This window comes from Marinobacter sp. 3-2, from assembly GCF_003751355.1.
Lineage (GTDB): Bacteria > Pseudomonadota > Gammaproteobacteria > Pseudomonadales > Oleiphilaceae > Marinobacter > Marinobacter adhaerens.
The window spans coordinates 125061-138815 of the sequence record NZ_RJUQ01000001.1; the positions used below are offsets into that span (position 1 = coordinate 125061).

Sequence of the window (13755 nt, forward strand, 5' to 3'; positions counted from 1 at the left end):
ATGACGTCACTGGATGACATACCGGTCACCCAGCTCAAGGGCGTAGGAAACGCCCTGGCAGAAAAGCTCGCCAAGCTGGGTATTACCTCCCTGCAGGACCTGCTGTTTCACCTGCCTCACCGATACGAAGACAGAACCCGGGTAATACCCATGGGAAGTCTTCGCATCGGTGATGTGGCCGTGGTGGAAGGGGAGGTTATGAAAGCGGACCTGATCATGGGTCGCAGACGCAGTTTGCAAGTAACTCTCCGGGATAACAGCGGGTTTCTGGTGATGCGCTTTTTTCATTTCAACGCGGCCCAGAAAAACCAGTTGAGCGAGGGCGCCAGGGTTCGCTGCTTCGGCGAAGTCCGGCCCGGGCGCGCAGGTTATGAGTTCTACCACCCGGAGTACCAGATCAATCCGCCGCCCATGCCAGCGGAAGGTGATGCGACCCTGACCCCGGTTTACCCGCTGACAGAGGGCATCCAGCAGCCTCGCGTCCGCTCGCTCTGCCAGCAGGCTCTGGGCTATCTTGACCGGTTCCCGATCCGTGACTGGTTGCCCGGGAACCTGCTGGCCGAGTATCAGCTGCCCGGAATCACCGAAGCCGTCCAGCTGGTGCATTCCCCGCCAGCCAGCGCGCCGGTCAACCTGCTTATGGAAGGACGCCATCCGGCGCAACAGCGCCTGGTGATGGAAGAACTGCTGGCCCATCAGCTGAGCTTGCTCCAAGTGCGTGAACAGATTCAGGCTCGTGAAGCGCTCCCGCTCCTGCCCACGGGGGATTTGCCCGAGCGTTTCCTGGATTCCCTGCCCTTTGCACTCACCGGTGCCCAGCGCCATGTGCTGGCCGACATCCGTCAGGACCTGAGCCAGCCACTGCCGATGCTCCGGCTTGTTCAGGGCGATGTTGGCTCGGGCAAGACCGTCGTCGCGGCATTGGCGGCGTTGCAGGCTATTGGCGCCGGTGCACAAGTAGCCCTGATGGCGCCCACCGAAATCCTTGCCGAACAGCATTTTCAGAATTTCCGGGCATGGCTGGAGCCTCTGGGCATCCGTCTCGCGTGGCTATCCGGGAAGGTAAAAGGAAAGACCCGGACGGAAACGCTGGAAGCGGTCCAGTCAGGGGATGCCGCCGTGGTGATCGGCACCCATGCCCTGTTTCAGGACGACGTCAGGTTCCATCGTCTTGCCCTGGTCATCGTCGATGAACAGCATCGTTTCGGCGTCCACCAGAGGCTGGCCTTGCGGGAAAAGGGTGTCGGTGGCTCACTGGCACCTCATCAGTTGATCATGACCGCAACACCCATTCCCCGTACGCTTGCCATGAGCGCCTATGCCGATCTGGACACCTCGGTGATTGATGAGCTGCCTCCAGGACGGAAGCCGATCGAAACCATCGTGATTCCCGACAGCCGCAGGGAAGACGTGATTGAGCGGGTTCGGGGCGCCTGCCGGGAAGGTCGACAGGCCTATTGGGTTTGCACGCTGATCGAGGAATCCGAGGCTCTGCAGTGTCAAGCTGCGGAGGTGACTGCCCAGGAGCTTGCCGAGCGATTGCCGGACCTGAAAGTGGGGCTGGTGCATGGCCGGCTGAAGGCTCAGGAAAAGGCGGCGGTGATGGAGCAGTTCAAAGTTGGCGAGCTGGACCTGCTGGTGGCCACAACGGTCATTGAAGTGGGCGTTGACGTACCTAATGCCTCGCTGATCATCATTGAGAACCCTGAGCGCTTGGGCCTGGCCCAGTTGCATCAGCTTCGCGGTCGGGTTGGCCGGGGGGAGCAGGCGAGTTTTTGTGTGTTGATGTATCACCCGCCCCTGTCTGCCAATGGCAAGGCCCGCCTGCAGGCGCTCAGGGACAGCCAGGATGGCTTCTTTATTGCCGAGAAAGACCTGGAGATTCGGGGGCCGGGCGAAGTATTGGGTACCCGGCAAACCGGTATGATGCAATTTCGTCTGGCGGACTTCGAACGCGACAAGGGCTGGATTGAACCAGTTCGGAAAATGGCACCGGGCCTGATGGTCCACCCGGAAATTGTCCGGGCTCTGGTTCGCCGATGGCTCGGCGACCGGGCGCGCTATGGCGACGTGTGAAGGCGTCCAATGAGCCTTCGAAAGCGTATGAAATCGCTTTGGAAATAGAGTTCAGTCAACGTCAGGGCCATTTCTTTGCCCTATACTGAACTTAATGTGATTTTCTCACTCGGATTATCCGACGGAAAGCAGCAATATTCGGGAGAACTTTATGGAATTACCTGTCGCAGTTCAGCAGGCCCTGGGCGAGACCGCAGCTGGTGTATCGCTTAGGGATGCAGGCCAGGCGAGCCGGACAGAACTGTTGCGAATGGTTCTGCTCAATGATGAGCAAGGGAACCTTCAGGTAATCTGCCGCCGCGACGATCTGATTGACCTGGAACAGTTGAACAAGCAACTGGGCCGGGACCTGCGCCTGATGAAGCGTCGCGAGCAGCTGCGGGTTCGGGAGAGGGCTGGCCTCAAGGCACTCCCGGCATTGCCATCACTGACAGGCTGGCCAACCGTGGTCGATGAACGCGTGGATGAGCTGCCCTCGGTTGCCCTGGAACTGGGCGAGCAGAATCTGGCGATGGTCATGCCTGCAGAGGACTTCCGGGCCCTGACGGCCAACGCGGACAGGCGCTCCCTGGCCGTTGCTCCGGAGTCCATCAAGGTTAACCTCGATGACCACGGCAAGGACCGGGAGCAGTTTCATTCCGCCATTAAAAAGTTTACCAGCCTGAGAATACAGCAACGGCTTGAAGACACCCTGGAGCTGCCGCCGTTGCCGGAAACCGCCCAGAGGATTATCCATCTTCGGGTTAATCCTAACGCCGTCATGGGCGATTTGGTGGATATTGTGGAGAGCGATCCAAGCCTCGCAGCGCAGGTGGTAAGCTGGGCCTCGTCGTCGTTCTATGCGGCAGCGGGCCAGGTGAAGTCTGTGCACGACGCCGTCTCCCGGGTACTTGGGTTTGATCTGGTGATGAACCTTGCAATGGGGCTTTCCCTCGGGCGGGCGCTCAAACAGCCACAGGATCATCCGGACGGGTACGTGGATTACTGGCAGCAGGCGATCTGGCAGGCCCAGTCAGCCGGCATCCTGGCCAGCATGATGCCCCGGGGCGAGCGGCCGGTGTTCGGCCTTGCCTATCTTGGCGGTCTCCTCCACAACTTTGGCCACCTGGTGCTTGCCCAGGTTTTTCCTCCCCATTTCAAGCTGGTGTGCCGTTCCCTTGAGGTGAACCCGGATATCGATTCCTCAGTCACCGAGCATTATTTTCTTGGTATCACCCGCGAACAGATTGCGGCCCAGTTGATGGAAAACTGGGGCATGCCGGACGAGGTTACCCTGGCGATCCGTTATCAGAAAAACCCGTCTTACGATGGCAGCCATAGCGTTTATGCCCGGTTGCTCTGGTTGGGCCGGCAGCTGTTGACCGCCCGTGGCGTGGCTTTGGGTGCGGGGGAAGACGTCAGCCAGGCATTTTATGACGAGTTGGGGCTGAATCGGGAACAGGTTGAAGAGCAGTTCGACGAGCTGGTGAACAGCAAGGACAGCGTTATGGCCATGGCCGGCATGATGAGCCAGTAAGGTCAGCATTCCCCATATTTTGACTCAAAAAAGCCGGCCCAGAGGCCGGCAAGCTCACCCGCTTTATTGCAGAGTCGTCCAAACTTATCAGGAGAAAACAACGTTAGGTGGCACCTGCCGCAGATGAAAGGTGCCTCCCTGTTTTCAATTTAGACCCTGATAGAGAAAAGAAAAGTCAACACTTGTAACCTGGAAGGAATGATCGCCGTGTCAGTTTTTCAGCGCGTCAGAACCTTTTGATTTGATGAGCTAAATTATCCTTTTTGCCGACCGTCTGGTTACAAATTGTTACAAAAATAAGGTCTGACCAGTTCCCTGGATGCTTGAATGGCTGACGCTAACCTGAAAAGGAATGGTGTCGGATAGCGGTTGCGGCTCGGCGAATTGCATCGGCATGCTTCTGTTCCACCTCGAAACGTTCCTTGTCCATCTTGTCCACGAACTTTGTCTCCGTTGCTTGCCGTGCCCGGTGCGTGGGCATGTGCTGCAACTGGTCATGCACTTCCTGGAATACTCTGAAAGGTGATTGCTCCAGCAACTCCGGAGCAATGTGATCGAGCAGTCCCTTGAGTCTCAGACAGGCTTCCGAGTATTCGATCTGATCCTCTTCAACCGCCATCGCAATAACATGAACACTGCGGATCATGTCTTGTCTGCGGTTGGTCTGGAACGCCTCGGCTTTGGCCTGTCGTTTGCGATTTTCCGAAAGCAACCCCATCTGACGCCGGATGAAGACCGCCAGCAGAACGATGGCGATGAGACCAGCAATAATCAGACTCCACTGCAGCCACTGGGGCATTTTCGGCTCCTTTTATGAATCAGGCCCGTTTGCGTTGACGCTCCAGGCGCCAGACTTTGACAGCAACGGGCTGTCCATTCAATACGGAAGTGCCAGAGAGCGGATCAATTCGACCGTCGCTGAGCAAGTCGTTGATGCTGGCACCGGCATGGGCAGCTGCCACTGACTGACCAGTACCCTCGCGGTCATGGCCCCAGCCATGGGGAATGGATACCACGCCGGGCATGACGTCCTCGGTAATCTCCACCGGCAAGACAATCTGCCTGGATTCCGAAGATATTTCTGCCGAGTCAGCGGCCTGCAAACCCAGGCGGCTGGCATCTTTGGGATGAATCATCAGGGTGCACCGGTCCTTGCCCTTAACCAGCCGCTGACTGTTGTGCATCCACGAGTTGTTGCTCCGGACGTGGCGCCGGCCAATCAGTTGAAGAGAGTCGCCGGCCGGTGCAGCCAGGGCCTCATGCAGCCTGCCAAGGTCGTCCAGGTAGCGCCTTGGCGCAAGGTTGATCTTGCCGTCGCGGGTAAACAGGCGTTCTGGCAGGGACGGCTGGAGAGGGCCCAGATCGACGCCGTTCGGGTTGTCCTTCAGGGCACTCAGGGAAAGCCCTTTCGGTAGCTCCTGCCAGTGGCGGTTCAGGGGGCTGAGCTTGGCCAGTCCACGAAGCGGGTGTCGTTTCGGCAGGATATCCATCACCAGATCGACCGCAGGCTGCAGCAAGCCCCGCGCACGCCCGGCATCAGCGCCATAGGGGCCGGATCGCAAGAGTAGATCAAGGATCGGGTCTGGCCCAATCTGCTTGAAGGCGCGCCAGCCGAGCTCCGCCCGCAGGGCCAGTTGCCCACCTTTCCGGAGCTTTTCCAGCCGGTGGGCCAGTTCCAGTAGAATCTGCCAGTCATGGCGGGCACCCGGGCCGGCATCGAACAGTGCTTCGCTGTACTTGGCGAAATTGCGCACCGCAAACATGCTGAAAATCAGATCGTAGTGGCTCCGTTCCAGCGCCGCGGTCGGAGGCAGGATGATATCCGCATGCCGGGTTGTTTCGTTGAGGTAGTAATCCACCGAGACCATGAAATCGAGCCCGCCCAGAGCCTCCTCAAGACGCCGCCCGTTGGGGCTGGAGAGCACCGGGTTGCCGGCAACAGTGACAAAGGCCCTGATCTGCCCATCGCCGGGAGTTAACATCTCATCGGCCATGGTGCTGGCCGGGTATTCTCCGCCGAATTCAGGCAGCCCCTTCACGCGGCTGTGGCGCTTGCCGAAGTGACCTTTCTGACCGGCCATGGCGCCAAGCTCTACCAGATCAATTGCCGGCTGCGAGAACAGAACGCCGCCGGGCAGGTCCAGTTTCCCGGTCAGGATGTTGAGGCAATAGGCCAGCCAGGTTGCCACACCGCCAAAGGTCTGGGTGCTTGTCCCCATGCGCGTGTAAAGAGCCGCCTTTCGCGTGGTGGCGAGCTGTCGGGTGAGGGCGCGAATGTCCTCCGCGGAAATGCCAGTGTGGGCGCTGACCGCTTCCGGGGTGAAGCTGAGAGCGGCCAGGCGTAGAAGGTCTGCGTCTTTCACCAGCCTTTCCGCCGGGCCGGGATCCACAAGCTCTTCTTCAAACAATGTATGCACCATGGCCATCATCAGAAGGGCATCGCTTCCGGGCCGGACGAAGTGGAATTCGTCGGCAAGCTTGGCGGTCTCGGTGCGGCGGGGGTCCACCACAACCATCTTGCCGCCGCGCTGCTTCAGGGCCTTGAGTCGCCCGCGGAAGTCCGGAACCGTCATCAGGCTGCCATTGGACGCCATGGGATTAGCGCCAATGCAGATAAACAGATCCGTGTGATCGATATCGGGAATGGGAAACAGAACCTGATGCCCGAACATCTCGAGACTGGCGAGCATGTGAGGCAGCTGATCGTTGGACGTTGCTGAAAACCGGTTCTGGGTTCCGATGGCCCGCAGCAATGGCATGGTGGCAACCAGAGAGCCATGGTTGTGTACGTTCGGGTTGCCGAGGTAAACGCCGATGCTGTTGCGGCCGTGGTCCTGGCGGGTCTGGTGGAGCTTTTCGGCGACCAGGTCAAACGCCTCTGCCCACTCCATTTCCTGCCAGCCGGTCCCGGTTTTGCGTATGGGCTTTTTCAGGCGGTCCGGATCTTCGTGCAGATCCTGAAGCGCAACCGCCTTCGGACAGATATGCCCCCGGCTGAGCGGATCATTCTCATCGCCCTTGATGGAAGCAATCCGGCCGTCCTTCATTTCGATCGCGACACCGCACATGGCCTCGCAAAGGTGACAGGTACGATAGTGGGTGCCGTTTTCCATGAAGGGGCTCTCCTGAAGGGTTGTTGTTTTGCTATAGCAGTTTCAATCTGCAACCAGATTAGCAGCAAATGGCTTGGATGGGGAAATAACCACCGCTTGTACCCTGTGCAAAAAGGGCCAACCCGAAGGCTGGCCCCTTGCAATGGTTTCAGAGCATTTTTAATGCTCTGTCGGGATCTCTTTGACCGGGTTGGATATGAAGTTGAGGTAAACGCCCTGTTCGGGGATTTGTAGCGGCAGATCAATCGTCACGATTTCGCCGCCAGGCACCCCAAGCGCCCGCGCCCGGACATTAATGTCGACCAGGTTTGAATTGCGTTGCTCAATCTGCATCCGGCCGTCATCGAAGAAGGTAATATTGCCCTCCAGTTCAAGCACAAACTCCCGACCGTACAGGTCGTGGCGGCCCCCCAGCGGGATTTCCATATCGGGCGCATCGAGCATCAATTCGGCCCGGGTCTTGAAGACCGGCTGGCCATTTTCACCCTCTGTTATAACCCCGGGTATCAGGCCAGAGCGGCTGCAGCCCGGGCCGGAACACGCCGGGTCGTCCTTGGCATAGCGCATGCGGAGGACCTGGGTATTGGTAATGGACTCCTCCTGGAGTGGGATAAATCCAAAAACCCGAAGCTCTGTGAACACACTGATCGATGTGGTCGCCAACTGCGTGGGATACAGGTTCACCAGAATCCCCTCATCGCCGGTTGGCTCATAAACGCCAGGGCCAATAACTTCCGTGTTGAGGGCGTAGGTCTGGTAGATGAACTTATCTTTGGGGCAACGCTCGCCGGTCTCGCAGCCAACCCGCGCATCGGCGGTACTGGCCACAATCACGGGCGGAGAGGCTGATGCTTCGTTATTGCGAACCCTCAGTTTCGTTGAATTGGCTGAAGCGGCCCAGCCCTCAGCGTCGCTGCCCTGATGGTCAAACGGCTCAAGACAGTCCGGGTTGGTGTTGGAGTCACAGTCCACAATGAAGTTGGCATTGGTGTCGCGAACTGGCAGGTTTCGCAGAGGCGTGAAAACGCTGTCCAGAGGCTCGGTTCCGGTGAAATAGATCACCATGTCGTCCGGTCCGTTGTTGCCACCTCCGTCATCAAGCCCTTCAAGCAGGTCGGTTTTCAGCGCAAGGCCATCGGAATCGCAAATTGAGGTGTAGCTTCCAGTCGAGCAGCTTCCTGCATCCTCCGATGACTTCAGGGTGTACCGATAGTGTGCGTCGGCTTCCCAGGGCTGGTCCGGGTAGAACCGGATCCGCTGGAGATTCTTTTCAAGCCGTCCAGGTACGTTGCTTTCCACAACCGTGACCGAACCATTGGGTTCCTGCCTCACTTTCTCAACGATGAAGGTGTCTCCCTGAATAATGGAATTCAGGTCCATGGACTTGGAGAAGACAACGGTAATGGGACGATCTGACGGCATGGTGCTGACCGGTAGAGTGTCACCCACACCACCATCGGAATAGCACTGTCCCAGTACGCCGGCGGAGAGATCCAGCAGACTATGATCGGTTTCGCACGGGTAGCCTGGATATGTGGTCAGGGCCAGGGCAGGGCGCCGGGTTACAGTGGAGCCGCCAATATCATCCAGTGAAAACTGTAACGGTGCCACGGTGGCTGGGTTGCCTGCCAGATCGGTCAAACCATCGATGACGACTTCGTAGTCAACGCCATGGCGCAGACCATCGCCCGGATTCAGGATAACGGCAGTTCCGTCCAGTTGTGTCTCAAGTGTCTCAACAGGAACACCATCCGCGAACAGTGAAATTCCGGTATCAATGGAGTCCGCGGCAAGGGGCTCATCAAAGAACAGAATGACCGGATCCCCGGGGCGCTGCATGGACTGGCGCGTATCGGGAACGGCGTTGTCCGGTCCGGGCATCCAGCTGACCAGGCTGGGCGAAGTGCTGTCCAGCTCGCGGAGTAGCTCGGCATCCAGAACCGAATCGGCATCGGTGGCCGCCTGAAGGTGGAACGCGATGGTCGAGTCAGTGTACTCCTGGCCGAGAAGGTTTGGTTCCACCATTCCGATGGCATCGATGGTCAATACGCCATCCTGGACCAGCGCGATGCCGCGCAACTCGACCCCCATCAGATCCTGAGAGAGTGCAGCGTTGGGCTGGGCATTTTCGGTGTTCATGGAGACATCCATAAACAGCGTGATATGTCTGGGCGCGTTAATGTTATCGGTGTAGGGGTTGGGGCTCAGGTAGCCGGATGCGTCTGACAACATGGTGACCTTGATGTTGCCGGTGGTCTGAAGTTGGCCGGTAGCGGCGTCCAGCACAGGAACCGTGCCGCCCACCAGAACATCCAGACTGGTACTGTTCAGCACGCTGCCCCGGGCGATACGCAACGGAAGCGCCTCATCAGCCTCGAATGCCGGCGCATAAGCCAGCTCTGCAAACAGATCGCCGGTCTGTTGGGAGGGGCCTGCTTCTCCCTGAAGCACCGAGTTGAGCGTGACGCCGTTAATGACCTGGCCGTTCAGGACGGATCGGGTGACGTCTTGCTCCGCAATACCTGCGGCCAGCCCGGAATCAACAGCAGACTGCTGAAGTACGACCGTCGGGCCTGTCTCGCGGGGCGTGAATGCGATCTCCTCACTGAACCGGCCCGCTTCGGGCGAGGTCAGGCTGGCCAGGTTTTCCAGACGCAGGGTATAGGTCTGGCTGGTGTCCAGGACATCGTCCTTGCTGCCACAGTTCCTGGGATCCTCGACCAGACAAGGGTCCACCGTTATCCGGTTGCCTTTTACCAGAACCATCGCTGGAACAATCTCTCCGCTGCCATCCAGCAGCTGGATGGAACCGCCGAGAGCCTTCCAGTCTGGATGGATCGGGTGGGTCATGGCCAGGCGGAATGTGGAGAAGTTCATGGCCTCAAACGGGCTGTTGTTTGCCGGAACCTGCCAGGCGATATCAAAATCCGCGGCCGAGTTGGTTATGCTTGCTGGTCCGGAGAAACTTCCCCGAGTCTCGAACTGGATGCCGGCATCGCCGACCGCGTTGGGGGTGTCGATCTGGCGACCGCCCTCCGCAGCCAGCGGTTCGCTGAACGTCACCGTGTAGTCGCCGAGCGTGTCGAGTTCCGACGAGGGCGACAGCATGAGGCTTTTACCGCCGTCAATCCGGCTGATAGAAAAGGGCAGTGACTGTTCCTGAGATTGCAGCAGAATTTTGTTTTGGAGATCTGCATCCTCATCGGTCAACGCATGGCTGAAGCGCAGAACAATGTCGGCTTTCGGGCTGACATCTGCCTGCCCATCGGCAGGGTAGGAATACACCACCGAGCCGGGGGAGACTTTCTCATTCATGGTCTGTTCGTCGCCACCACAGGCGGCCAGTAACAGGGCGGGTATCAGTGCCAGTGTGTTGTTGTACTTCATGGCGTGCCCTCCTTAAAACTTCAGGGTGATGGAGCCGCTGACAACGTGAACGTCGCCGTCTGCAGTAACCGGCGTTTCGTTGCCGTCAAAATCCACCAGTGTGAAATCGCGCTCCTGCAGTTGCTGGTACTGGTAACCGATGTCCAGGCGGACGGGGTAGGCCAGCAGACGGGTGCGGTCATACGTGGCGCTCAGGCCGAGGCCCACGACAATCTTGTCGGTATCGAGGTAGTTGATCTCGGGGTTGCGGGTAGACTTGAGCGGTGATTCTTCATAGGCAACGCCGCCCCGCACGGAAAAGTTCTTGTTGAGGGCATACTCGGCGCCGATTCGTGGAACGAGCACGTCGTCGAATTTGATCCGGCTGCCCGGTGCAACGGACTGCTGGTCCTTGATCGTATCGGAGGAAAATTCGTTTTCCAGCTCGGACCAGTTTTGCTGCTCCAAGCTGCCACCAACGCGCCAGTTTTCGCCCTTGTATTGAGCGCCAAAGCCGAAGGTTTCCGGCTGGAAGGAATCAATGGTCGATACCGCCAGGCTGAGGCCGGGATCAGGAATGGTCTGGGTAACAATGATGTTGGAGTCCACCGACGTGGAGGCTGCCGATTTGGTGCGATAGGTGAATGCTGTTTCCCAGCCGTTCAGGAAACAGTCGCTTTCAGGGCAAAAGGTGCTTCCAAGATCGATGTTGGTGCCAAGAATCGTTTTGAGCGAAGGTTCGGCATTGACTGCAAGGCGCTCGCGGCTGGTTTCACCACCCAGAGTCGACACAGCGTCAAGATTTGCCTGGGCATCCAGTGTGACCCGCACCGACGCCCCGGCCGAGATTCCGCGCCAGAGTGGCGTTGCACCACCAATGTTCAGGAACAATGGCTCCTTGCCATACTTGAGAAACTGCCCGTTCTCCGTGGTCTGCGAATCGAACGCCAGCATTTCCTTACCGTATTTCTCGACCCCGGCAATGAACCCCAGATAGATCGGATGCTTGAAACGAGTCAACGAACCCAGATTGGTTTTCATGCCGATCAGCACGTGCTGGCTCGGTGAGTTGGCCAGAATGTCGCCGTTGGCATTCGGGTTGGCAGAGCGCAACTCCTGCTCGGCGTGCAGAATGCCCGCAGTCAGTTCCCCCCGCTCGTCTTTCGTGAGGTAGGCGGGGTTGTAATAGGTGGCTGACACCTGGTCATTGAACATGGACAGTGACTGGGCAGTAGCAACATCCACGGGCATTACGCCATAAGTGGTGCCGATGTTGCCCATGCTGGCATGAACGGAAACGGAGAAACCGACAGAGGCGGTGGCGATAGCAAGAGAAAGTGCCCTTGACCGGGAACGGGAGGAAAAAGCCATTGATACACTCCATTACTTCGTTGTTTTTATACTCGGGCCGCGAAAGGACGGCTGGTATTTTTGTTCAGGAGGTAGTGTATTCGGCTTGTCTTTGGGGGACGTTGGCTTTTTTGACGAAAATGAAGGGCGGCAGAACCATGTATCGACAAGCGATTGTCACGGCTTGACCATTTATTGGACTGAAAACAAACACAGGGAATGGTGGGCCCAGCTGGACTCGAACCAGCGACCAAGGGATTATGAGTCCCCTGCTCTAACCAACTGAGCTATAGGCCCGTTCAGCGAATGCTGTTTTGAAAGGTGTTTCCTGGGGGGAAACAAAGCGGGCGCCATTATACCGGTGAGGTGTGGCGCCCGCTACTGTTTGGGAAATTATCCCTGATTGCCCTGATCGTCGATGAAGCCACGCAGGTGATCGGAGCGTGAAGGATGGCGCAGTTTGCGCAGGGCCTTGGCTTCGATCTGACGGATCCGCTCACGGGTAACGTCAAACTGTTTGCCGACTTCTTCCAGGGTGTGGTCGGTGTTCATCTCGATACCGAAGCGCATCCGGAGAACCTTGGACTCGCGGGCGGTGAGGCCGGCCAGTACCGAGCGGGTGGCTTCGCGCAGACCTTCGGCGGTGGCGGAATCCACCGGGGAGAGGGCCTGGATATCTTCGATGAAGTCGCCCAGATGGCTGTCTTCGTCGTCGCCAATCGGAGTCTCCATGGAGATCGGCTCTTTGGCGATCTTCAATACCTTGCGGATCTTGTCCTCGGGCATTTCCATGCGCTCGCCCAGTTCTTCTGGCGTGGGTTCGCGACCCATCTCCTGCAACATTTGGCGGGAGATGCGGTTGAGCTTGTTGATGGTCTCGATCATGTGCACCGGAATACGGATGGTGCGGGCCTGGTCCGCGATAGAGCGGGTGATGGCCTGACGAATCCACCAGGTGGCGTAGGTCGAGAACTTGTAGCCCCGACGGTACTCGAACTTGTCGACGGCCTTCATCAGGCCGATATTGCCCTCCTGGATCAGGTCCAGGAACTGCAGGCCGCGATTGGTGTATTTCTTGGCAATGGAAATAACCAGACGCAGGTTGGCCTCGACCATCTCTTTCTTGGCGCGGCGGGCCTTGGCTTCACCGATGGAAACCCGACGGTTGATTTCCTTGATGTCGGCAACGTCCAGATCCACTTCAGTCTGTACGTTCTGGATCCGCTTCTGCAGGCGAACGACTTCGTCGATACGCTCGGCCAAGGGCGCTGCGTAAGGCTTCTTGCTCTTGGCAATTTTGTCGGCCCAATCCAGGTTGGTCTCGTTGCCCGGGAACGACTTGATGAAGTCCTTGCGGGGCATTTTGCACTCGCGAACACAGATCTGCATGATCGCGCGCTCGTTCTCACGAACCAGGTCGTTGGTGGAGCGAACCACGTTCACCAGCTCGTCAAAGGCCTTGTTGGCGAGTTTGAACGGTGCGAAAACCTGACCCAGCTCGTTCAGGGCTTCCTGGGTCTTCTTGTCGGACCGACCGTGCTTGGCCAGGGCCTTGTTGGCGGCCTCCAGCTTTTCGTTGAGCAGTTCGAACCGGAGTCGGGTCTCTTCCGGATCCGGGCCGTTATCGGTTTCTTCTTCCGAGGAATCGTCGTCATCGTCTGAATCCGAGTCGGAATCATCAGAGCTTTCGGGTGTGGTGTCCTCACCCATGAACGGCTCGGCGTCGTCCGGATCCAGGAAGCCGGTTACGATGTCGCTGATACGGCCTTCGTTTTCGAGAATGCGGTCGTAGGCCTGGATAACGGTGCCAGCGGTGCCCGGGAAGTGGGCAACGGCGGCCATCACATCGCGAATGCCTTCTTCGATGCGCTTGGCAATGACGATTTCGCCCTCGCGAGTCAGCAGCTCGACGGTGCCCATTTCGCGCATGTACATGCGAACAGGATCCGTAGTGCGGCCCGCGTCGGTCTCAACAGCGGCCAGAGCGGCAGCGGCTTCAGCGGCGGCGGCTTCGTCAGCGGTGGAGTCGCCCTCGGTCATCAGCAGGGTATCGGCGTCTGGTGTTTCTTCGCACACCTGGATACCCATGTCGTTAATCATGCGAATGATGTCTTCGACCTGATCCGGATCGGCGATGTCTTCCGGGAGGTGGTCGTTTACCTCGGCGTAAGTCAGGTAACCTTGTTCCTTGCCTCGTGCAATGAGGTCTTTCAAACGTGATTTTTGCGAATTGCCTGACATAGACACCCTGTAAACTCGCTTTTAGAAGGAAAAAAGTTAAACAGCCATTATAGCTGTCGCTTAGTTGCTCTGCCACCAAGGAGCCTAGGCTCA

7 protein-coding genes and 1 tRNA gene are annotated in these 13755 nt (G+C 58.2%); 2 read left to right on the top strand and 6 right to left on the bottom strand.

Going from position 1 to position 13755, the window contains the following annotated elements:
* Complete coding sequence (gene recG, locus EDB94_RS00580) at nt 1-2076, top strand: ATP-dependent DNA helicase RecG (protein WP_014575902.1); 2076 nt, start codon at nt 1-3, stop codon at nt 2074-2076.
* A 151-nt stretch (nt 2077-2227) separates the two neighbouring features.
* On the top strand, nt 2228-3592 hold the full coding sequence (locus tag EDB94_RS00585) for an aminoacyl-tRNA deacylase and HDOD domain-containing protein (RefSeq protein WP_014575903.1): 1365 nt from the start codon (nt 2228-2230) through the stop codon (nt 3590-3592).
* 337 nt (nt 3593-3929) lie between these two features.
* Here EDB94_RS00585 and EDB94_RS00590 read toward each other — a convergent pair whose 3' ends face one another.
* From EDB94_RS00590 to rpoD, 6 genes are all read right to left on the bottom strand, one after another.
* On the bottom strand, nt 3930-4391 hold the full coding sequence (locus EDB94_RS00590; RefSeq protein WP_014575904.1) for a DUF2489 domain-containing protein: 462 nt from the start codon (nt 4389-4391) through the stop codon (nt 3930-3932).
* Nucleotides 4392-4410: 19 nt separating this feature from the next.
* Nucleotides 4411-6705, bottom strand: a complete 2295-nt coding sequence (locus EDB94_RS00595; protein ID WP_108019573.1) for a molybdopterin-dependent oxidoreductase — start codon at nt 6703-6705, stop codon at nt 4411-4413.
* Nucleotides 6706-6864: 159 nt separating this feature from the next.
* A complete protein-coding gene (locus EDB94_RS00600) occupies nt 6865-10092 on the bottom strand; it encodes an Ig-like domain-containing protein (protein WP_108019575.1) in 3228 nt (1075 codons plus the stop codon).
* 12 nt (nt 10093-10104) lie between these two features.
* Nucleotides 10105-11442, bottom strand: a complete 1338-nt coding sequence (aupA, locus tag EDB94_RS00605; protein WP_108019577.1) for an alkane uptake protein AupA — start codon at nt 11440-11442, stop codon at nt 10105-10107.
* A gap of 199 nt (nt 11443-11641) precedes the next feature.
* Nucleotides 11642-11718: transfer RNA gene (locus EDB94_RS00610), tRNA-Ile, on the bottom strand.
* A 96-nt stretch (nt 11719-11814) separates the two neighbouring features.
* Nucleotides 11815-13662, bottom strand: a complete 1848-nt coding sequence (gene rpoD / locus EDB94_RS00615) for an RNA polymerase sigma factor RpoD (RefSeq protein WP_008169681.1) — start codon at nt 13660-13662, stop codon at nt 11815-11817.
* Nucleotides 13663-13755: the final 93 nt, after the last annotated feature.

What these genes read in the sequence shown, in the direction of transcription:
- recG (WP_014575902.1), top strand. Translation starts at nt 1, where the DNA reads ATGACGTCACTGGATGACATACCGGTCACCCAGCTCAAGGGCGTAGGA.
- EDB94_RS00585 (WP_014575903.1), top strand. Translation starts at nt 2,228, where the DNA reads ATGGAATTACCTGTCGCAGTTCAGCAGGCCCTGGGCGAGACCGCAGCT.
- EDB94_RS00590 (WP_014575904.1), bottom strand. Translation starts at nt 4,391, where the DNA reads ATGCCCCAGTGGCTGCAGTGGAGTCTGATTATTGCTGGTCTCATCGCC.
- EDB94_RS00595 (WP_108019573.1), bottom strand. Translation starts at nt 6,705, where the DNA reads ATGGAAAACGGCACCCACTATCGTACCTGTCACCTTTGCGAGGCCATG.
- EDB94_RS00600 (WP_108019575.1), bottom strand. Translation starts at nt 10,092, where the DNA reads ATGAAGTACAACAACACACTGGCACTGATACCCGCCCTGTTACTGGCC.
- aupA (WP_108019577.1), bottom strand. Translation starts at nt 11,442, where the DNA reads ATGGCTTTTTCCTCCCGTTCCCGGTCAAGGGCACTTTCTCTTGCTATC.
- rpoD (WP_008169681.1), bottom strand. Translation starts at nt 13,662, where the DNA reads ATGTCAGGCAATTCGCAAAAATCACGTTTGAAAGACCTCATTGCACGA.